This window comes from Segatella copri, assembly GCF_019249655.2.
Lineage (GTDB): Bacteria > Bacteroidota > Bacteroidia > Bacteroidales > Bacteroidaceae > Prevotella.
The window spans coordinates 4,155,496-4,176,706 of sequence record NZ_CP137557.1 but is presented as its reverse complement, the minus strand read 5'-3'; the positions used below and the strand labels follow the sequence as shown (position 1 = coordinate 4,176,706).

At 43.3% G+C, this 21,211-nt stretch carries 15 protein-coding genes and 1 pseudogene; 10 read left to right on the top strand and 6 right to left on the bottom strand.

The genetic code is table 11. The annotated features are described in order from the left end of the window. Positions 1-25 precede the first annotated feature (25 nt). Positions 26-1,048 carry a rod shape-determining protein gene (locus KUA49_RS16855; protein ID WP_203040912.1) on the bottom strand — a complete coding sequence of 341 codons (1,023 nt, stop codon included), beginning with the start codon at positions 1,046-1,048 and terminating at the stop codon, positions 26-28. Between the two features lie 157 nt (positions 1,049-1,205). Next, the gene (locus KUA49_RS16850) at positions 1,206-1,799 is read right to left on the bottom strand and encodes an IMP cyclohydrolase (protein WP_089544052.1); all 594 of its coding nucleotides are present in this window, start codon (positions 1,797-1,799) and stop codon (positions 1,206-1,208) included. Positions 1,800-2,166: 367 nt separating this feature from the next. On the opposite strand from KUA49_RS16850, the gene clpB reads away from it, so the two are divergent. Then, on the top strand, positions 2,167-4,683 hold the full coding sequence (gene clpB / locus KUA49_RS16845) for an ATP-dependent chaperone ClpB (RefSeq protein ID WP_218411678.1): 2,517 nt from the start codon (positions 2,167-2,169) through the stop codon (positions 4,681-4,683). A gap of 488 nt (positions 4,684-5,171) precedes the next feature. Here clpB and KUA49_RS16840 read toward each other — a convergent pair whose 3' ends face one another. Then, entirely contained in the window at positions 5,172-6,458 is a 1,287-nt protein-coding gene (locus tag KUA49_RS16840; protein WP_118354577.1) for an IS1380 family transposase, read from the bottom strand. Positions 6,459-6,652: 194 nt separating this feature from the next. On the opposite strand from KUA49_RS16840, the gene KUA49_RS16835 reads away from it, so the two are divergent. Next, positions 6,653-7,672 (top strand): transglutaminase-like domain-containing protein, encoded by a 1,020-nt coding sequence (locus tag KUA49_RS16835; protein ID WP_256624935.1) that lies wholly within the window; start codon positions 6,653-6,655, stop codon positions 7,670-7,672. An 8-nt stretch (positions 7,673-7,680) separates the two neighbouring features. Beyond that, positions 7,681-7,867 (top strand): annotated as a pseudogene (locus KUA49_RS16830) (DNA methyltransferase); the annotation flags it as partial. A 122-nt stretch (positions 7,868-7,989) separates the two neighbouring features. Here the strand turns inward: KUA49_RS16830 and KUA49_RS16825 are convergent. Beyond that, the gene (locus tag KUA49_RS16825) at positions 7,990-8,913 is read right to left on the bottom strand and encodes an Rpn family recombination-promoting nuclease/putative transposase (RefSeq protein WP_218413507.1); all 924 of its coding nucleotides are present in this window, start codon (positions 8,911-8,913) and stop codon (positions 7,990-7,992) included. 190 nt (positions 8,914-9,103) lie between these two features. Between KUA49_RS16825 and KUA49_RS16820 the strand changes: the two genes are divergently transcribed. The 4 genes from KUA49_RS16820 to KUA49_RS16805 are packed head-to-tail and all read left to right on the top strand — an operon-like array spanning position 9,104 to position 15,781. Then, entirely contained in the window at positions 9,104-11,821 is a 2,718-nt protein-coding gene (locus KUA49_RS16820; RefSeq protein WP_218413508.1) for a type I restriction endonuclease subunit R, read from the top strand. Between the two features lie 9 nt (positions 11,822-11,830). Beyond that, positions 11,831-13,264, top strand: a complete 1,434-nt coding sequence (locus KUA49_RS16815; protein WP_218413509.1) for a type I restriction-modification system subunit M — start codon at positions 11,831-11,833, stop codon at positions 13,262-13,264. 4 nt (positions 13,265-13,268) lie between these two features. Then, the gene (locus KUA49_RS16810) at positions 13,269-14,366 is read left to right on the top strand and encodes a PDDEXK nuclease domain-containing protein (RefSeq protein WP_218413510.1); all 1,098 of its coding nucleotides are present in this window, start codon (positions 13,269-13,271) and stop codon (positions 14,364-14,366) included. 2 nt (positions 14,367-14,368) lie between these two features. Beyond that, positions 14,369-15,781, top strand: coding sequence for a restriction endonuclease subunit S (locus tag KUA49_RS16805; protein ID WP_218413511.1), 1,413 nt, complete (start codon positions 14,369-14,371; stop codon positions 15,779-15,781). Positions 15,782-15,840: 59 nt separating this feature from the next. On the opposite strand, the gene KUA49_RS16800 is transcribed toward KUA49_RS16805, so the two are convergent. Both KUA49_RS16800 and KUA49_RS16795 read right to left on the bottom strand, forming a co-directional pair. Then, complete coding sequence (locus KUA49_RS16800) at positions 15,841-16,644, bottom strand: tyrosine-type recombinase/integrase (protein ID WP_218413512.1); 804 nt, start codon at positions 16,642-16,644, stop codon at positions 15,841-15,843. 73 nt (positions 16,645-16,717) lie between these two features. After that, a complete protein-coding gene (locus KUA49_RS16795; RefSeq protein WP_218413513.1) occupies positions 16,718-17,863 on the bottom strand; it encodes a restriction endonuclease subunit S in 1,146 nt (381 codons plus the stop codon). Between the two features lie 845 nt (positions 17,864-18,708). Between KUA49_RS16795 and KUA49_RS16790 the strand changes: the two genes are divergently transcribed. The 3 genes from KUA49_RS16790 (at position 18,709) to tnpC (ending at position 21,136) form a co-directional block, all read left to right on the top strand. Then, entirely contained in the window at positions 18,709-19,119 is a 411-nt protein-coding gene (locus KUA49_RS16790; RefSeq protein WP_270532637.1) for a hypothetical protein, read from the top strand. Further along, the gene (gene tnpB / locus KUA49_RS16785) at positions 19,107-19,454 is read left to right on the top strand and encodes an IS66 family insertion sequence element accessory protein TnpB (RefSeq protein ID WP_218413625.1); all 348 of its coding nucleotides are present in this window, start codon (positions 19,107-19,109) and stop codon (positions 19,452-19,454) included. The genes KUA49_RS16790 and tnpB overlap by 13 nt, the downstream gene beginning before the upstream one ends. Positions 19,455-19,555: 101 nt before the next feature. After that, positions 19,556-21,136, top strand: coding sequence for an IS66 family transposase (gene tnpC / locus KUA49_RS16780; RefSeq protein WP_318331635.1), 1,581 nt, complete (start codon positions 19,556-19,558; stop codon positions 21,134-21,136). The last annotated feature ends 75 nt before the right edge of the window (positions 21,137-21,211 follow it).

Below are 21,211 nucleotides of genomic sequence, written 5' to 3'. Positions count from 1 at the left end.
GTCACGAAACTTATCTAATAAAATTTTATCTCATCAAGAAAGAGAAACGGTCCACATTCTTCAATGCGATACCGGCACCCTTAGCCACGCTGTGCAATGGGTCCTCGGCGATATGGAATGGGATGTTAATCTTATCTGTCAAGCGCTTGTCCAAACCACGGAGCAATGCACCGCCACCCGAGAGCCAGATACCGTTCTTCACAATATCAGCGTAAAGCTCTGGTGGAGTATTCTCAAGGGCAGAGAGCACGGCATTCTCAATCTTAGCCACGGTCTTGTCCAGGCAGTGAGCAATCTCCTGATAGCATACAGGAACCTCCATTGGGAGGGCTGTGATACGGTTAGGACCATGAACGATGAAGTCCTCTGGAGCCTCCTCACCCAGGTCTGTCAAGGCAGAACCCACGTGAATCTTGATACGCTCAGCCATACGCTCAGAAACCTTCACGTTGTGCTGGCGGCTCATGTACTCCTGGATTTCAGCGGTGAGGTCGTCACCCGCTGTGCGGATAGAGTTGTTGGAAACGATACCACCGAGCGAGATAACGGCAATCTCGGTAGAGCCACCACCTATATCAACTATCATGTTGCCTTCTGGTGCCTCCACATCGATACCGATACCGATAGCGGCAGCCATAGGCTCAAAAATCAGATAAACGTCGCGACCGTCGGCATGCTCGGCAGAGTCACGAACGGCACGGAGCTCCACCTCGGTAGAGCCAGAAGGAACACCAATCACCATGCGGAGTGAAGGTGAGAACAGGCGGCTGCCTGTGTGGACCATCTTGATGAGTCCACGCATCATCTGCTCGCAAGCAGTAAAGTCTGCGATAACGCCATCGCGCAAAGGACGGATAGTACGGATGTTGTCATGAGTCTTCTCGTACATCATCTTCGCCTTTTCGCCCACGGCAATCATCTTGTCGGTGCGGCGGTCGAGGGCTACAACAGAAGGTTCGTCCACTACAATCTTATCATCACTGATAATGATGGTATTGGCGGTACCCAAGTCCATTGCGATTTCCTGAATAAATGAAAAAAATCCCATTTTCTAATGTAAAATATAATATTTTAAGCTTAAAATCTTTTTGTAGTCATCTTCCCGCCCTGGGATGCAGAACGGGAAGAGGTAGCGAGATTACTCGGCTGCTTCGTCTTGTTACTTGTTACTCAGCAAACCAAGTATTACTTAGCAAGCCAAGTTATTACTTAGCAAACCAAGCATGGATAGCTGTATCGTAGTGTGAGCTTACACCGAAGGCACGCTCAGCAAACATCTTGCGGTCCTCGATGTCGGTCTCAGCACCCTTCTTCTTCAGAATGTCGAGAAGCACGCTGTATTCAGCCTTGCTAGGAACGATAACCACGTCCTTGAAGTTCTTGGCTCCGGCACGGATCAGAGAGATACCGCCGATATCAATCTTCTCGATAATGTCGGCATCGCTGGCACCGCTGGCCACGGTCTGCTCAAATGGATACAAATCTACGATAACGAGGTCGATAGAAGGAATCTCATACTCCTTCATCTGCTCCTGGTCGCCCTCATTGTCGCGGCGGGCCAAGATACCTCCAAATATTTTTGGATGAAGAGTCTTCACACGACCACCGAGGATTGATGGATATGTGGTGACATCCTCAACTTTCTCACATTCATAACCCAAAGATTCGATAAACTTCTGAGTACCTCCTGTGCTCAGGAATTTAACACCCTCTTCATTCAACTTGGCGAGCAACTCGTCCAAGCCATCCTTGTGAAAGACAGACACCAAAGCTGTCTTAATCTTCTTTGTTTCAGCCATTGACTTGATATATTACGAATTCTTATTCAATTTCTTATTCAATCTGTTTCTTAAAACGCTGCAAAGGTACGAAGAAAATTTGGAATACGCAAACATTTAGGGGCTATTATCACATTATTTAAGTGATATTTGCGATTTATTGAAGCATGGGTTGCGATAAATCAAGTCGCGGTTCAGTCATTTTGACAGAAACTTCTATAAAAAGGCAGCCTTTTCTACGAAAAAGCCGACAAAACGTCAGAAAATCTCCTCAACTCCGGCAATGGGCACACTATTCGCTCCTACCGTCGGCGAAGCTGAAAGCCTGCAAGGGCTGAAGCGAAACTAAGTATTGAAAATAATAAAATCATAGAAAGGAGATTAAGATATGACATTCGACAAATTTACAATCAAGGCGCAGGAAGCGGTGCAGGCCGCTGTGAACATAGCGCAGAGAAATGGTCAGCAGACCATCGAACCGGTGCAGCTTCTCAGTGGTATCATCGAGAAGGCACCTGATGTAACCAACTATATCTTCCAGAAGCTGGGCATGAACGGCAACCAGATTGCCATGCTCCTGCAGCAGGAGATGCAGCACCTGCCTCGTGTGCAGGGTGCCGGTCAGCCATACCTCTCGGGCGATACCAACCAGATATTGCTCAATGCCGAGGACATCGCCAAGAAGATGGGAGATGAATTCGTCAGCGTGGAGCCTATTCTCCTCGCTATCCTCAAAGGCAACTCTACCGCTGCCCGAATCCTCAAGGATGCGGGTGCCAACGAGAAGGACCTCACAGCAGCCATCCAGGCTTTGCGACAGGGTCAGAACGTGAAGAGCCAGAGTGCCGACGAGAACTATCAGAGTCTTGAAAAATATGCCAAGAATCTGGTAGAACAGGCTCGCAGCGGCAAGCTCGACCCAGTGATTGGCCGTGATGAAGAGATTCGAAGAGTTCTTCAGATTCTCTCCCGCCGCACCAAGAACAACCCTATTCTGATTGGTGAGCCTGGTACAGGTAAAACCGCTATCGTCGAAGGACTTGCTGAGCGTATCGTTCGTGGCGACGTGCCTGAGAACCTGAAGAACAAGCAGCTCTATTCGCTCGATATGGGTGCACTGGTTGCCGGTGCCAAATACAAGGGTGAGTTTGAGGAGCGCCTGAAGAGCGTCATCAAGGAGGTAACCAATGCCAACGGCCAGATTATCCTCTTCATCGATGAGATTCATACCCTGGTAGGTGCTGGCGGTGGCGAGGGTGCCATGGATGCTGCCAACATCTTGAAGCCAGCCTTGGCTCGTGGTGAATTGAGAGCCATCGGTGCCACTACCCTCAACGAGTATCAGAAGTACTTCGAGAAGGATAAGGCACTGGAGCGTCGATTCCAGACTGTGATGGTGAATGAGCCAGACGAGGTAGATGCCATCAGCATTCTTCGTGGTATCAAGGAGCGTTACGAGAACCACCACAAGGTTCGTATTCAGGATGATGCCTGCATAGCAGCTGTCAAGTTATCTGAGAGATATATTTCTGATAGATTCCTTCCTGATAAGGCCATCGACCTGATGGATGAAGCCGCAGCCAAGCTCCGTATGGAGCGTGACTCCGTGCCAGAGGAACTGGATGAAATCACCCGTCACTTGAAGCAGTTGGAAATTGAACGTGAAGCAATTAAGCGTGAAAACGACCAACCTAAGATTCAGCAGCTCGACAAGGAGATTGCAGAGTTGAAGGACAAGGAGCATGACTTCCGTGCAAAGTGGGAAGGCGAAAAGGCTCTTGTTAACAAAATTCAGCAAGACAAGCAGGAGATGGAGAACCTCAAGTTCGAGGCTGAGCGCATGGAGCGTGAAGGCAATTACGAACGTGTTGCCGAGATTCGCTACTCTAAACTGGTAGCCCTTGAAGAGGATATCAAGAAGATTCAGGAGCAGCTGAAGAGCACCCAGGGCGGAGAAGCCATGATTCGCGAAGAGGTAACTGCCGATGATATTGCAGAGGTAGTAAGCCGCTGGACCGGAATACCAGTGAGCCGAATGATGCAGAGCGAACGTGAGAAACTGCTCCATCTGGAGGAGGAACTCCACAAGAGAGTCATCGGTCAGGACGAGGCTATCACTGCCGTAAGTGATGCCGTACGCCGCAGCCGTGCCGGTTTGCAGGATCCAAAGCGTCCTATCGCCAGCTTCATCTTCCTCGGTACCACCGGTGTAGGTAAGACCGAGCTTGCCAAGGCACTTGCCGAGTATCTCTTCAACGACGAGTCGATGATGACGCGAATTGATATGAGTGAGTATCAGGAAAAGTTCAGTGTCACCCGTTTGATTGGAGCGCCTCCGGGGTATGTAGGATACGACGAGGGTGGTCAGTTGACCGAGGCTGTTCGCCGCAAGCCATACAGTGTGGTTCTCTTCGATGAGATTGAGAAGGCTCACCCAGATGTCTTCAACACCCTGCTTCAGGTATTGGACGATGGCCGACTGACAGATAACAAGGGTCGTGTAGTGAACTTCAAGAACACCATCATCATCATGACTTCCAATGCAAGCCGTGAGATGTTGAAGAAGACCTTCCGTCCTGAGTTCCTGAACCGTATCGACGACATCATCACCTTCCAGCCATTGACCAAGGATCAGATTGCCAAGGTTGTTGAGTTGCAGATGAACAGAGCCAAGAAGATGTTGGAGCCTCAGGGCTTCGATCTCCGCTGGACTCCAGCCGCCATCGGTTATCTTGCCGAGGTAGGTTACGACCCAGAGTTTGGTGCCCGCCCAGTAAAGCGTGCCATCCAGGATTACGTTCTGAACGATTTGAGCAAGAAGATTCTTGCCGAGGAAGTAAGTCGCGAGAAGCCGATTACCATCGACTACTCAGAGGCAACCGGCATCGAGTTCAAGAATCTGTAATATACTAGAAGTCAAGAGTCTAAAAACAGAAGATGAATTCAAACAGAAATTGAATTTAAAAAATTCAATTCACATAAAGCAGAAAGGTTCCTTCGAGGAGTAACATCCCTGAAGGAGCCTTTTTTATTTACAAATCCATACAACACATCGAAATCAGACACAAAAAACGGATATTGGAAATCAAACTTGTGATTTTTCACTTGCGAAACTTTAGTTAACTATCTGATATTTAATATTTGATAACACTTTTTTATTTGGCTATTTAACTAGAAATTCGTATCTTTGTGCTCAAATACAATCATATCCCGTGTATAAAGCCTCAAATCCGCAACCGCCCTCATAAGATGACACAGAGGTCAAAAAGGTAGCGACACTGTGGCAAAAGAGGGTGCAACGCAGCAAAAATCGCCACAAAGACGCATTAAATCCCCTTACCCCACCATGCGACTTGAGGCAATACGCAAAATCACGACCATAAGTTGTCGGTGTCATCCAAAGTCATTCTGGAACACATCAGCATAAGCGTTGTTGCATGAATAGATATTCAGCACATACTGCCTTGATGTCCTGACCCATTTGGCTGGCACAGAGATGAACTTGAAGACAAACGCCTTGATGCGGCTTGTTGCTTTGAGTCCGAACCTCTTCACGTCAAGCCTCGCCATGATGAATTTATAGAAGTTGCGTATGAGTGCCGTAAGCAGAAGAAACACCGTGTTTTCTCCCATGAAGGATTTTGGAAGCCTGTTCCAGCCGAATCCGTTATTCATTTCATCGAAGATGCGTTCCTTCCCTCCACGGAGGTTATAGAATTTGACAATCTCTTTCTCGGAAGACTCGTAGTCATTTGTAAGGATGCAGCGGTAGGTGTATTCGCCTTCCCACAGGTCAATCTCACCGTCAATTCGCTTCTGCCTTTGGATTACAAGACGGTATGCCCTCCCTTTCCATTTCTCAACAAGAATGGAGTTCAGTTCAAACTCAATGCCGCCCAGTTCCTCTCTCTTCCACCCTCTGAGTGCAAAGATGTCATCGTAGAGCGAACCGCAGCGGTTGGCGCGGATATAGAAAGTCATGCAATGCTTTCCGACCTCTTCCACAATTTCCTCTGAGCAGGATCCGCAATCTGCCCTGAAACGATTGACTGTCAATCCTTTCTGTTCAATCCTCTCAAAGAATCTCCTCAACGTGTCCTTCTGGTGGAAACGAACGTTAGTGTTGCCGTCGCTGTTCTCTATGCCGACAATCATGTCGCCAATGACAGCCACACCTGGACGGTACCCGAGAAACTTCTTGTATGTGGGTTTCGCATCAAACTTCTCAGCCTCTATGAACTGGTGGTCGAAGTCAACGTCATACCCCTCGCCCTCTTTCAGCTGCCCTGTGGACAATAGGCAATTGAGGAGCAGTGTATTCAGCATGTCTGCCGTGTTGAAGTCGTAGGTCTTGCCAGTGTCGGATGTGTAGGAAATGTTATCCTGGGTCAGTTCCTTTATGGCTCTGAGAATCGTGTCGGCACTGCATGTGCGAAGTGTCGGATGAAGCGAGAGGTGATACATCAGATGAGTGGTGACATCCTCTATGCATGAGCCGCCACAGAAATAAACGCTCATAAGCGAACGGATGATTTCGCTGTATTGATAACCATACAGCCTACATCTCATACCGAGGGTTGAGTCGATTACAGATGAGAGATTGGAGTCAAATTGCTCCATTATTGAAAAAATTCCTCCAAAAGGAGAGAGTTTCTCAGATTTTATTGCTACCTTTGCCATGTCTGTCGGGTTTGATACATATTTTGATTTGCAACACTAAGATAGGTGAAAAATCTGACATGGCAAAATCCTGAGCAACTTTTTGTTGCTCAGGTACTTATAAAATAAGTTAAACTAAAATGCTGCGGAATTTAGGTAAAGATATTCCTTTAATGGAATAAGATTCACAAACGGGGCATATAAAAAACAAAAAAATGAACAAAAGAATCATCACAACCGCCTTTCTCGTCATAGCAGCATTCGTTGTGAAAGCACAGTGTAATGTAGATATCATTGACAGTACAATTTACAAGATAGAAAAGTTGCCATCGATTGTATTTAACAATATATTTTCATTCAAGGCAACAGGTTCTCCGATAACAAAACTAATCAGCATACGTCCCCTACCTCTTTGCAATTTGTATCAACATAATCCTTACAAGTTCAATTTAGAGAAGAATATTCATGTCGAACTTGTAACTGATGCAGACACAACAAATGCATTCTTAAGACAGACTATAACTGACGGGGGCAGGTTGAACAAGCTAAACAATCAGGGACTTATATGTACAGATGTCTGTGTAGTGCAACCACACAAGGTGACTGTAGACTTTAAGAAAATCAAAAAGATATATCCCTATGACACCCAAAGCACGCTCTACAAGACCTACACAGCCGAACAGCTGCCCGACATTGCAGTTAACAATACAAAAGCCAAGGCAACGGCAGAATTTATCTGGAAGAAGAGCAAGGGAAATGTGATAAAGTATGCACGCAAGTGTTACGAGGCTGTGGCCGAGTCATTGAAGTATCATGATGACCCGGACATGCTATCCTTCGAGGAAATCCTTACCAGGGGCGGTGGTAACTGTGGCAGCTTCGCTTCTGTATACGTAACGCTGCTGCGCATCAAGGGCATTCCTGCCCGTCATGTGATAGCCCTCCTTCAGAATCGCGGATATCACGTCTGGGCTGAGTTTTATCTGGAGCGTTATGGGTGGATTCCTGTTGACCCTACATGGAAGAACGGAAACATGAAAGAGGATTATTTTGGGCGTTATGACGGTTCAGCTGTGGTCATAGGAAGAGGCATCTACGTTCCATTAAAGTTTGACGATGGTACTGTTAAATCCACAAGATCCCTGCAAAATGGATGGCCGACCTACTGGTGGAATGGTCCCCAAAAACCTGAATTTTACTTTTCACATGACCATACATCATGGAAAATGGAATAACCTCCTTATCCTACTCCACCGAGTTCATTATCTGGGCAAGGAAGGAGAAGAAGGTGCCGCATTATTATAACTACCAGTTGATGAAAAGGCTGAACGAAGACAAGCAGATGACGGATGTATGGCGTCTGCCAGCCATCGCAAGATGGGAGAAATCGCAGGGCAAGCATCCTACGCAGAAGCCGCTCGCCCTCCTTTTTGGTATAAACTTATTTGATGATGGCAAATCCATGCTACACCCAAACCTGACTTCTAAAAATACGGATATTGGAAATCAAGCAGTTACATGATAAGCAGCAGCAAGTTGGGTTAAATTTCCCTTATTCTTTCAGCTGCTTCAACTGACTCTCTGACAATCCCGTAATTTCCATCACCATCGCAGTATCCATACCTTTTGCCAGCATCGTCCTAGCAATCTCGAGGCTTCGCTGACTCATGCCTTGAGCTAATCCCTTTTCCATTCCTTCAGCTAGTCCCTTCTCCATTCCTTCAGCAAGTCCTTCTTCTTTTCCTTCTCTCTTGGCAGTATCAATCGAATTCTTGATGTCGCGATATGCCATTTTGCTGGCTTCGTACTCCCGTTGTTCCTGCGGAGTAAATTTTGCTATCTCGGCTTCTTCAAAGAGGCGATCGAAGACCTTGTCACACAAGGCCTTAGGGCGCTGGGTGAGCTTATAGAGATTCTTTAGTGCATAGAGCCACTTGTCGTAGAGCGTTTCCAGCTCGTCCAACGTTTTGTTGAACTTGGCGATTTCCACGTAGATAAACTCAAGCTTATCGTAGAAAATCTTGTGCGTGGCTGTATCGCATAGCTGCACATGATGGCGGATTTCCTCCTTATTGAAGGCATCCTCGTTCATGTTGAAGTTGAGCAGAGCAATTGTGTAAACATGGTTGAGCTTGAAGTCCCATTCACTACCTTTAGGAGCCTGCTCACGAATTGGGAAGGTGGAATAGAACAGAGCACGGTCCTTGAAGTAGGTCTGGTATGCATTCTGCATTTCCACGATAAACTTCTCGCCGTTTTCTCCTTCGCAATATACATCGAAAATAGCTTTTCTGTCGGTGTAGATATCGCCCACACTCTCTGGATTCAGATACTTCACGTCCTTAACAACTTGTCTTCCATTGAACAAGCTGTTGAGGAAACAGATCAACAAATCCTTGTTAGGAGCTGATCCGAAAATTCGCTTAAAACCGAAATCGGTCAGCAAACTGATATATCTTTCTTCTACCTGCTTCATAATCCCAATGTTATTAATGTTTCTATTGTAGCAGCAAAGTTACGATTTTCTTTTGAAACCAACAAGAGTTTTCTCAAAAAAGTTGAGAAACCATCCATAAAAGACAAAAAAGTATAAATAGTGAATCATATAAATGGTCAAGTGAAATATTATCATTATCTTTGTAACTAAAATAATAGGTAACAAAACTATGACGCCAGAAGAAAAAGCAAGAGTCAAAATAGACCAATGGTTTGCTGATGCAGGATGGAAGGTTGTCAATCGAGATGAATACGAGCCTACCATCTCAGCCGTAGCTATTCGTGAGGGATTGCTCAAAGGTAATCTTGAAGCAGATTATTTCCTGTTTATCAATGGGAAAGCTATCGGTGTGCTCGAAGCTAAAAGAGAAGAAATTAATATTTCTTCCAATATTGTGAGTGAACAGGCTATCACATATGCAAAGAGTGTACCTGACTGTTATCAAGCCTGGCAAAAACCTTTGCCTTTCCTCTTCAAATCAAATGGTAAGGAAATAGAGTTTTTTGATTATAGACATCGTGAAACTTCAGAATGGGAAAACATCAGCCGCATTCTTACTCCAAAGGAAATAGTAAAGATGTTAGGTATAGACGACCCTTTTGCCGGACTTCCTACATTGAATAAGAAAGGTCTGCGAGAATGCCAATATGAGGCAGTAACAGAATTGGAGAAAAGCTTCCGTATAGGTCAAAATCGTGCATTGATGGTTTTAGCTACTGGTGCCGGCAAAACATATACGGCATGTCTTACTGCTTATCGTATGCTTAGCTATACCCCTATGCGTCGTGTTCTGTTTCTTGTTGACCGCAACAACCTCGGAAAACAGGCAGAAACAGAGTTTGGAACATTCCGCCTTACGGAAACAGGTGATGCCTTCAATACAATCTATGCAGTCAACAGGTTGAAGTCGGCAGAAGTACCAACAGACAGCAATGTGGTTATCTGTACCATACAAAGATTATTCTCACTCTTAAAAGGAGAAGAGATTACGGATACAGATGATGACGATGAAGATACAGCTGATGGTGAAGTAACATTGCCAGACAACCCAAACTTACCACACGATTTCTTCGACCTTATCATTATAGATGAGTGTCACCGTTCTATTTATGGCAACTGGCGCAAGGTGCTAGAATACTTTGATACAGCTCGTCTTATCGGTCTTACAGCGACACCAATTCCAGAAACGATGGCATTCTTCAACAACAACCGTGTTGTAAACTATACGCTTGAGCAGTCAGTCATAGATGGTGTCAACGTCGATAGCCGCATCTATCGAATCAGAACAAAGGTAACAGAAGAAGGTGGAGCTATCATGCAAGGTCAGAAAACCAAAGTTGAGACTCGATACACTGGTGAAGTTAAAACCGTAAGCACAAAGGAAACGAAGACTTATACGAAAGAAGAGTTAAATCGAAGCATCATCAACCCTGCCCAGATAAAACTTATTCTTTCCACTTATCGTGATGCTGTCTATACAGAAATGTTCAATGACCCTCAAAGAGAGCCTAACATGGACTATCTGCCAAAGACCCTCATCTTTGCGCTCAACGAGAACCATGCAACAAATATCGTTCAAATTGCTAAAGAAGTTTTTGGACGCACGGATGACCGCTTTGTTCAGAAGATAACCTATTCAGCAGGAGATAGCAATGAACTGATACGCCAGTTTCGTAACGACAAGGACTTTCGCATTGCCGTAACCTGTACTCTTGTGGCAACAGGAACAGATGTAAAGCCTCTGGAAGTCGTGATGTTTATGCGTGATGTGGCTTCAGCTCCCCTCTATACACAGATGAAAGGTCGTGGAGTCCGGACAATAGGTGATGAACAGCTGCGCAACGTGACACCTAATGCAATAAGCAAAGACTGTTTCTTCCTTGTTGATGCAGTAGGAGTAACCGAACATGAGCATATCATACCAGGTCAGTATGAAGGTCCAGAGACAGAGACCATCACATTAAAAGAACTATTGGAACGTATCGCTCATGGAAATCTGCCAGACAATTACCTCAAGCGGCTTGCTGCCACATTATCCAGACTTTACAATAAGGCAGATAATGCACAGCGACAGGAATTTGTCCGCATCGCTCATGATGACATGCTGGAAATTGCTCAACGCATCTATAATGCTCTCGATCCTGAGCACCAGCCACAATTGCCACCATACGTAGATATCAATGAACCTAACAATGAACGTAAGGGTTTGGTATCTCCGATAGCTAATCATGCCAATGTCTGTAAGTACATACTGATTCTTGCAGCTGGTTTTGTCAACACACTGATGCCTGGAGAAGATACACTCATATCCAAAGGTTTCTCTATAGAAGAGGCTCAAAGTACCACAGATGCATTTGAACAATATTGCTGCGACCACTGTGATGACATAGAAGCTTTACGCATTCTATATAATAACGAGGGCGAACCCATCACCTATTCCATGCTGAAGGACTTGGAAAACAAGTTGAAGATGGAGAACAACCGCTTTGCACAAAAGCTCTTATGGAATTCATACGCCATCGTATATGGTGATAAAGTACGCCGCACGACCAAGAAGGAAGAATCGGAGGCTCTTACCAACATCATCCAACTGGTACGCTTCGCTTACCATCAGACAGAAAAACTGGAAAGTGCCTATCCTACGGCTCGAAGTATGTTTAATCTTTGGTATGGTCGGAAACAAATGGATATAACACCGAAGCAGAAGGATTTAATAGGCAAGATAGTGGAATACATCGCAGCCAATGGAGCCTGCAACGTGCGAGAGATAAGGAAGAACGATGTCACCCATGCAGCCCAATTGATTGCAGCTTTCGGAAACATGCAGAAAGCTGACGAGGCTTTGGATTCCGTATATAAATTTATAGTATTAAGAACAACTGCATAGTATATAGATATGGCTAAAAATATAACAACAGAGCAAACGCTCACAAAAAAGGTGTGGAATCTTGCTACGACACTGGCAGGAGTCGGAGTAGGATTTACAGATTACATCACACAACTCACCTATCTTCTTTTCTTAAAGATGGATGACGAGAATATGGAACTCTTTGGAGAGGATTCATCCATACCTGTTGGGTATAGATGGAAAGACTTGACAGGCTTGGATGGCTATGATCTCGTAAAGCAATATGAGAGTACACTCAAACTATTAAGTCAACAAGATGACCTCATCGGTACCATCTATACCAAAGCACAAAACAAGATTGACAAACCTGTCTATCTTAAGAAGGTAATCACTATGATAGATGAAGAGCAATGGCTCATCATGGATGGTGATGTAAAAGGTGCTATATATGAAAGCATCTTGGAGAAAAATGGTCAAGATAAAAAAAGTGGTGCTGGTCAGTACTTTACCCCACGTCCACTGATTAAAGCTATGGTTGACTGCTTGCAACCCCAAATTGGTGAGACTGTATGCGACCCCGCCTGTGGTACTGGTGGCTTCTTGCTTGCTGCCTACGATTACATGAAGGAACAAAGCCAGAATCGTGATAAATTGGACTTTTTGAACAACAAAGCGTTACATGGCAATGACATCACCCCACTTGTGGTTACACTTGCCTCCATGAACCTTTATCTTCATGGTATAGGCACAGACCACAGCCCTATCGTATGCGAGGACTCTTTGGAGAAAGAACCTTCCACCTTGGTGGATGTCATCCTTGCCAACCCTCCATTTGGCACACGCCCTGCCGGTTCTGTAGAGATCAACCGTCCAGACTTCTATGTCGAAACAAAGAACAACCAGCTCAACTTCCTTCAGCATATGATGCTGATGCTCAAAACTGGCGGACGTGCAGCAGTAGTCCTGCCAGACAATGTACTTTTTGAAGGCAACGCAGGAGAGACCATCCGCAAGAAACTCTTATCGGATTTCAATCTCCATACCATTCTCCGTTTACCTACAGGCATTTTCTATGCACAGGGAGTAAAGGCAAACGTACTATTCTTTACCAAGGGACAGCCAACTAAGAATATTTGGTTCTATGACTATCGCACTGGTGTAAAACACACCTTGGCTACGAACAAGTTAGAGCGTCACCACCTCGATGACTTTGTAACCTGCTATCATGCTGAGGACATCAATGCCCGCAAAGAGACATATGATGCAGACAAGAACCCATCTGGCAGATGGCGCAAGTACGGCATTGATGAAATCATGGCTCGTGACAAGACAAGTCTTGACATCACTTGGATAAAACAGGGTAATGATACTAAAGATTTACCATTGAGCCAACTGATGTCGAACATCAAGGAACAGAGCTTGAATATCAGCAAGGCCGTAAGTGAGTTGGAGAAATTATTGAATGGTATTAAGGATATGTAATTTTATGGAAATAATTACTAAAATAAATAGTGAAGAGACGCTATTTGAGGAAGTTTCTTTACTTATCGAAGAAAGTAGAAAGAAAGTTGCTAAAGCCGTAAATACGGCAATGGTATATACATATTATAAAATAGGCTGCTATATTGTTGAATATGAGCAACAAGGAAGTAATCGTGCAAGTTACGGCAAAAAGGTTTTAGCAAACCTTTCTGCACATCTGACAGAAACATATGGGAAAGGATGGTCGGTAACAACTTTGAACAATTGCAGAAAGTTTTATTCTGCATACCGAATTTCGTGTGCAACGCATACGAAATCTACAAAAGAAGAAATCGTGTGCAATGCATACGAAATTCCTAAGTTTACCCTTTCGTGGAATCATTACCAAATATTAATGCGAATAGCAAATCTCGAAGAACGCAATTTCTATGAGATTGAAGCTCAACAACAAGGTTGGGATTATCGTTGGTTACAACGCCAAGTAGGTAGTAGCCTCTATGAGCGTTTGGCACTAAGCCGTAACAAAAACGAGGTAATGCGTTTAGCTACAGAAGGACAAGTTGTTGAGAAACCCGCCGACATAATTAAGAGTCCAATATCATTGGAATTTATAGGTCTGAAGCCTGATAGTAGTTATAGCGAGTCAACTTTAGAAAATGCCATCATTGACAAAATGCAAACTTTTTTGCTTGAAATGGGAAAAGGTTTTTTGTTTGAAGCAAGACAAAAACGTTTTACGTTTGATGAAGATAATTATTATGTTGATTTGGTTCTATACAATCGTCTTCTGCAATGCTATTGCCTCATTGACCTAAAAATTGACAAGCTAACACACCAAGACCTTGGGCAAATGCAGATGTACGTCAACTACTTCGACAGATTTGTAAAACAGGATTTTGAGAAGCCTACCATCGGCATTCTTCTCTGTAAAGAAAAGAACGATGCACTTGTAGAGTTGACATTACCAAAAGATGCCAACATCTATGCTTCTGCTTACCAGCTTTATCTGCCAGATAAGGCTTTGCTTCAAGCAAAGGTAAAAGAATGGATTGAAGAATTTGAAGAAAACGAAGAGTTAAAGAAACTTGAAAATAACAAATAATAATGGACACGAAAGCATTAAGACAAAAGATACTCGACCTTGCTATTCACGGCAAGCTCGTTCCACAAGATCCCAACGATGAGCCAGCATCGGTGCTGCTCGAACGTATCCGTGCTGAAAAGGAAAGACTCATTAAAGAGGGAAAAATTAAGAAGGGAAAGAAGTCTGCAAAGACTTCTGATAAGCCGCATTATCCGTTTGAACTGCCGAAAGGGTGGGTGTGGTGCATGTTGGAAGATATTGCATATGACCTCATGTATGGTACATCTGAGAAATCCTCTCGTTTGGGAAAAGTTCCTGTGTTAAGGATGGGAAACATTAATCGTGAGGGTGGTTTAGATTGGAAAGATTTGGTTTACAGTAATAATGAAGAAGATATTGAAAAATTCAAGCTGTTACATAATGATTTATTATTTAATAGAACAAATAGTAGTGAATGGGTTGGTAAAACTGCAATTTACAAAGGAGAAAGACCTGCGATTTATGCAGGCTATATAATTCGTTTGAGAACAATCTTTGTAAATGCAGATTACATTAATTTTGTAATGAATAGTCAATATCATAGAAATTGGTGTAACGATGTTAAAACTGATGCTGTTAATCAATCAAATATTAATGCTCAGAAGTTATCAATTTTTAGAGTTCCATTGCCTCCAATTGAAGAACAAAAGCGTATTGTAAAAGAAATAAAACGTTGGCTTTCATTAATCAAGGTCATAAAAAACGGAAAAGAAAACTTACAAGAATCCATCAAGCAAATCAAATCAAAGGTTCTCGACCTTGCTATTCATGGCAAACTTGTACCGCAAGACCCGAATGACGAGCCTGCCAGCGAACTGCTCAAACGCATCAATCCAAAGGCAGAAATCACTTGTGATACCCCCCAATATGGCAAGCTGCCGAAGGGGTGGTGTAGTTGTACATTAAGAAACGTATGTTCCTTTACTAATGGTTTTGCTTTTAGCAGCGATGCTTATAAGAATAATGGAATACCTTTAGTTAGAATTTCTAATATAACAAATGAAGGGAAAATCGATTTAAATTCATGTGTTTATATTCAAGATGAAATTGACGAACAATACATTATAGAAAAAGGTGATTTTTTAGTGGCAATGTCTGGTGCAACAACAGGCAAAATGGGAGTTTATACATATGGTGAAATTTCATATTTAAACCAACGAGTGGGAAAAATAAAAGCTAGTAAAGCTTTGTATACTCCATACATGCACTATCTTATGTATTCTCAAGTTGACAACATATTAAAAATGGCATACGGAGGTGCACAACCCAATATTAGTGCAAAAGCAATTTTGGCAATAAGAATATTACTGCCACCACTTGCAGAGCAACAGCGTATAGTTGCTAAGATTGAAGATTTATTCACCCAACTTGACAAGATAGAAGCCTCATTATAACTATCATATTTAGCCACCGCAAGCCATATACTTGCGGTGGCTAAATGACATAGATGCAATTACCAAGTAACTACCTTGTCCACTATCTTCTGCTGCTCGCTTGCAGTGCGACGCAGATAGATGCGTGTTGTTTCGATGCTCTCATGCCCCATGAGGTCGGCAAGGAGGGCAATGTCGTTGAAACGGTCAAGGAAGTTCTTGGCGAAGCGGTGACGGAACGAGTGTGGATAAACCACATTACGGTTAAGACCGTACTTTTCGGCAAAGTGCTTCAGTTGGATGGCTATGCCACGAGTGGAAAGGCGGTTGCCTGAACGATTGGTGAACAGATAGCCAGAGGTGATGTTTTGTTCTGTTAGCCATCTTTGGGCTTCAGTGCATAGCTTCTTCGGAATGTAAAGGCGGCGCATCTTGCCTCCTTTGCTGTACAAATCAAGATAGCCAACCGCTACATGCTCAGCTTTGATTTGAAGCAGCTCGCTGACACGTGCACCAGTGGCAGCCATAAACCAAACGATGAAATACCATTCATCATAACCGTCTGCCTTTAGCTTGGCTTTCAGGAACTTGTAATCGGCATCGCTGATTACGTTCTCCAAGAAGTTCTTTTGTTGCGCCTTTACAAACTTCATCTTTAGCTTCTCTTGTTTGCTAAACTCCAAATACTTATTCATTGCTTGCAAACGCAAGTTTACCGTCTGTGGTTTGAAGTTCTCCATAAGATAACCCTTATAAGCCAACAGATTCTTCTTGTTCACCTCCTTGTAATTATCAAGGAAATACTTCATCGTCCATAGGTACGATGTTACCGTGTTCTTTGCTAAGTTTGACTTGACCAAATACTTTTCAAATTGTGTTACCATATTGTTTTGTATTAAAATGAATGGTAACAATATAATATACGTGTCAAGAATGGGGAATCCCCATTGTAAGCCTTTATACTTGCAATGAGGATTCAATCTTGTCAAGTTGAGCGAATAGTTCTTCAATCCTTGCAACTATTCGCTGTTGCTCTGCAAGAGGAGGAATAGGCAATATTAGATTTCCTATTGCGGTTTTTGTAAGACTTGGCAATGCAGAACTTTTATCAAGTTTACTAAAGTCAAAATACAAACAAAAACAATAGAAGTATTTATCTTCTAAAATTTGATTGTTTGCTTTCATGCCAAATGCAGTATCAACATTCCAGAAATTCTCTTCAACAAAAATAGGATGATTTATAGTACCTTTTCTTCCGATAATGGTAGAACCAGCCAAGCATGTATATTCCATAGCCTTTCCGATAATACCTCCACTACCATAAATTGGATATTTACCAGTTGGTGATTCTACATTTTTCTGAGATTTACCATTAACAATATCTACAACAGAAGAAATCCTACATAAGCACCATCCCTTCGGCAGCTTGCCATATTGGGGGGTATCACAAGTGATTTCAGCCTTCGGATTGATGCGTTTTAGCAACTCAATGGCAGGCTCGTCATTCGGGTCTTGTGATACAAGTTTGCCATGAATTGCAAGGTCCAGAACCTTTGACTTGGCCTGGTTGATGTATTTTTGACACACACTCTTTCCTACCTCAATATTATCTATTTGCAAGAGCAATTCTTTTGCTTTGTCTAATATTCTCTTTTGCTCATCAAGTGGTGGAAGAGGTATTTCATAGTTTTGTATTTTTCCAACACTCAAATTCTGTTGGTTCCCTCCCTCTGCCAGTGCTCGTATGTGTAAATAGTTACCTTCGAAGAATAATTTTAGATATTTCTTTGTCGCTTCAGAATATGGACGTACAGCTGCACAGGCTTGGTTTGTAGCGGCATCTATCAGAAGTTCGCTAATCTGCCCCCTTGTCTTTCCTTCTCCATACATAGCTATTACCAAAGTTCCTTTTGGATAGACTAAACAATTGGTTTCTTCTATAGCTTTCTGGGTAATGAAATTTGAAGCTTTTGCAATAAAGGGAACCTTTGTGGAACTACTATTTATCCATGCTATATTTCCATTTTCATAATAGTATTTACAAGCAGTTAATGGTGTGGCACCAGTACCAACATATGCAATGTCATCTAACTTGCACCACACCCACCCTTTCGGCAGTTCAAACGGATAATGCGGCTTATCAGAAGTTAAATATATTGCATAAAGCTGCTGCTAGATTCTAAAAACAGAAACAAAGCATAGACACAGATAAGTTTATCATCCCTCCTTAATTATCCACTCGCTGACAGTACGCTGAGTGCTATCATAAATCACAGCAAGAAGCTTCTCCATACTGATCTTCACCTCCTGGTTAGAATACAAACAAAGAAATAGCATCTATCCGATTACGCGCACATAAAGTTTTTTCTACAAAAAGTATCATAGTCTCATTTTTCGCCGGAAAATCCATATTATATTACTGATATATCGACATTTACATTCAATGAGACTTCCCGCAAAAGGCAGAAAGAAGTATCATGGAAGTATCATGAAATGCTATAGAAGTATCATTAAAGACTGCACGATGCACGCGAAAAAGCAGTTTAAACAGCGCAAAAAGATAGTTTAAACAGCGCAAAGACCCTAAAGAATATTGCCCAAAAACGAGTCCGATATTTGGGCACTCGTTGCCCACGCTATGGGCAATAGCTGCCCAGCACACGGTCTTCCGATGCCCACGTGGTGGGCTGCGGATGCCCGTGTAACGGGCACAAGCAGACCAACCGGAGGGCATAAAGAGACCAACTGATGAACTGAAAAAGTAGACACATTACCGTGACTTATCCTGATTATATTGGCACCACTATCGGCACTTTTTCCCAATTTTCCATCATTATAGAGAAGAAATAGGGTTAAAAAAGCCAATGGTAAGCGGCTCCGCGTTTATACCATTGTAGTCTTCTCATTTGTTCGTACCTTTGCACCATCATTTTAAAATCAAACAAATTATGACAGCAAACGAACGTTTTGAGAAGGCTTGGGATTCCTTCTTAGTCTATCTGAATCGAAACCCCAAGGCCCAACTTACTCCTTTCTTGAAGGAAAGACATGTAAATCATCGCACCATGATGAACTGGATGTGCGAAAAAGGATATTCAGTTTTACGTGCCAAGCAGGAAATCCGCCAAGCCCAGGAGGCAGCCCGCAGAGAAAAAGCAGAAGCATCTGCATCAAGTACAGGCATGATGTTCGTGCCTATGGAACCTCCTACCATAGATCTTCCTATGGAGGACCTCCTTTATGGCATAAACATAACCTTTCCAAATGGAACTTTGGTTTCCGTTAAAAAAGGATGTGCCAAGTCTGTTATGGCGTTGATGAAACTTTATGAGAAGGAGGATGCAGTATGTTTGGATTGAATGAGAGTACCCAGTACTATGTCTGCCAGAGATACGTACGAATGAACATGGGCATAAATGGCTTGTATCAGATAGTGAGAACCGAGCTGGAACTTCCGCCACTTGGTGGTGCGGTATTCATCTTCTTCTCCAAGAACCGCCAGCAGGTAAAAATGCTCAAGTGGGATGGCGATGGTTTCTTGCTGTACCAGAAGCGATTGGAGCGAGGAACCTTTGAATTACCATTCTTTGACCCCAAGAACAAACAATGCAAAATGCCGTACAGGACACTATCGGCCATCATGAGCGGAATTTGCCTAAAAAGCATGAAATATAGAAAGAGACTCAATCTATAGTAGCGGCAGGAAAATTCTAACATATTGTACATCAATAAAATAACTAAAAATAATATATAAGAATACTTGCATATCTCGATATTTTTTCGTATCTTTGCACTATGACAAAGGACGAAATTATAGTACTTTTGAAGGAACAACTTCAGCTTGCCAACGAACAACTTCAGCAAGCTAATACTACAGTGAGTTCGCTGACCCTACAGGTCAACGAACTCATTATACGTATAAAGTCATTAGAAGAACTACTCGTCCAGAAAGGAATCGCCATAGACAAAGCGAATCGTCAGAACAAGGCACTCGGCAAGCTCGTTTCAGGCAAGAAGTCCGAACGTCAGGAGAAGAATCCACAAGACTCGATGCCCCAGGAGGAATTTGACAAGAAGAAAAAAGAGCAGGCCGAAAAAAGAAAGGCACGCAAAAACAACGGAGCCAAGCGTGACATGCATTACGAAATGAAAGAAGTGCATGTTACGATAGATCCAGTCATGGATGCAGAGCTTTTGAAGACGTTGCGTCTCTTCGGGACTCGTACCTGTATACGTTACAGCATGGAACCCATCAAGTTCATCAAGACCGTGTATCACATCAACACTTATACGGATGGAAGTATCATGTATCCGGGGAAGACTCCGCCGGCTCTGTTGTTGAATTCTTCCTATTCACCTTCCTTTGCAGCAGGTCTCCTGCAGATGCGATACATCTATTCCATGCCGGTAGAGCGAATTACCAAATACTTTGCCGACAATGGGTTTACGTTAAGGAAAGCTACGGCAAACAAGCTGATTGCCAGAAGTGCCGATGTACTGGAAAACTTCTATAAGGCTATCTGCCAAGTAGTGTTGCAGCAGGATTATGTCTCGGCAGACGAGACATATCATAAAGTGCTGTTAGCCAAGACAAAGCCTACGGACAAGGGTTCGAAGAAAGGCTACCTCTGGGCTGTAAGTGCGCCTGAACTGGGACTTGTCTTCTTCGTATATGAGGATGGTTCACGTTCTGAGCAGGTCATACTTAACGTATTCTCTGATTATAAAGGTACCATACAGAGTGATGCATATGCTCCTTACCGGAAACTGGAGTCGGATGCTTATCCTGACATTATGAGAATCGCCTGCCTACAGCATGTCAAGAGAGACTTCATCGACTGCGGCAAGGAGGACAAGGATGCTCAGAAGGTCGTAGATATCATCAACAGATTTTATCGAGAAGACAAAAAACATAAGGTTGGGGTAAATGGATGGACCGTTGAAGACCATCTTGCCTATCGGCAGTCATACGCACCAGACATTTTACAGGATTTATTGGAGAAACTGGAGGAAATATCTTCCAGGAAGGATTTGCTGCCCAAGTCTACCTTGGCGCAGGCGGTCGGCTATGCCCTTAATGAATATAATGCCATTTGTGACATCTTCAAAAGAGGTGATACGGCTCTCGATAACAACTACATTGAGAGAATCCAGAGGTACATATCACTATCAAGAAGAAACTCTATGTTCTTTGGCTCGCACGAAGGAGCAAGACGGGGAGCTATCCTATATTCTATAGCTATTTCATGCAAGTTGAATGGCATCAATCTGTTTGAATACATTAGCGATGTCATAGAAAAGACCATTGAATGGCAACCGAATACCCCACTGGAGAAATATAGAGACTTACTTCCTGACCGATGGAAAAAGCAGTAACAGCATTTGTTTAATCAGCTGTTACTGTTTTTTTTGAATTATGCAAGGTATAAACGCGGAGCCGCTTACAGCCAA

Coding starts and splice junctions, on each gene's coding strand:
- KUA49_RS16855 (WP_203040912.1), bottom strand. CDS start 1,048: ATGGGATTTTTTTCATTTATTCAGGAAATCGCAATGGACTTGGGTACC.
- KUA49_RS16850 (WP_089544052.1), bottom strand. CDS start 1,799: ATGGCTGAAACAAAGAAGATTAAGACAGCTTTGGTGTCTGTCTTTCAC.
- clpB (WP_218411678.1), top strand. CDS start 2,167: ATGACATTCGACAAATTTACAATCAAGGCGCAGGAAGCGGTGCAGGCC.
- KUA49_RS16840 (WP_118354577.1), bottom strand. CDS start 6,458: ATGGCAAAGGTAGCAATAAAATCTGAGAAACTCTCTCCTTTTGGAGGA.
- KUA49_RS16835 (WP_256624935.1), top strand. CDS start 6,653: ATGAACAAAAGAATCATCACAACCGCCTTTCTCGTCATAGCAGCATTC.
- KUA49_RS16825 (WP_218413507.1), bottom strand. CDS start 8,913: ATGAAGCAGGTAGAAGAAAGATATATCAGTTTGCTGACCGATTTCGGT.
- KUA49_RS16820 (WP_218413508.1), top strand. CDS start 9,104: ATGACGCCAGAAGAAAAAGCAAGAGTCAAAATAGACCAATGGTTTGCT.
- KUA49_RS16815 (WP_218413509.1), top strand. CDS start 11,831: ATGGCTAAAAATATAACAACAGAGCAAACGCTCACAAAAAAGGTGTGG.
- KUA49_RS16810 (WP_218413510.1), top strand. CDS start 13,269: ATGGAAATAATTACTAAAATAAATAGTGAAGAGACGCTATTTGAGGAA.
- KUA49_RS16805 (WP_218413511.1), top strand. CDS start 14,369: ATGGACACGAAAGCATTAAGACAAAAGATACTCGACCTTGCTATTCAC.
- KUA49_RS16800 (WP_218413512.1), bottom strand. CDS start 16,644: ATGGTAACACAATTTGAAAAGTATTTGGTCAAGTCAAACTTAGCAAAG.
- KUA49_RS16790 (WP_270532637.1), top strand. CDS start 18,709: ATGACAGCAAACGAACGTTTTGAGAAGGCTTGGGATTCCTTCTTAGTC.
- tnpB (WP_218413625.1), top strand. CDS start 19,107: ATGTTTGGATTGAATGAGAGTACCCAGTACTATGTCTGCCAGAGATAC.
- tnpC (WP_318331635.1), top strand. CDS start 19,556: ATGACAAAGGACGAAATTATAGTACTTTTGAAGGAACAACTTCAGCTT.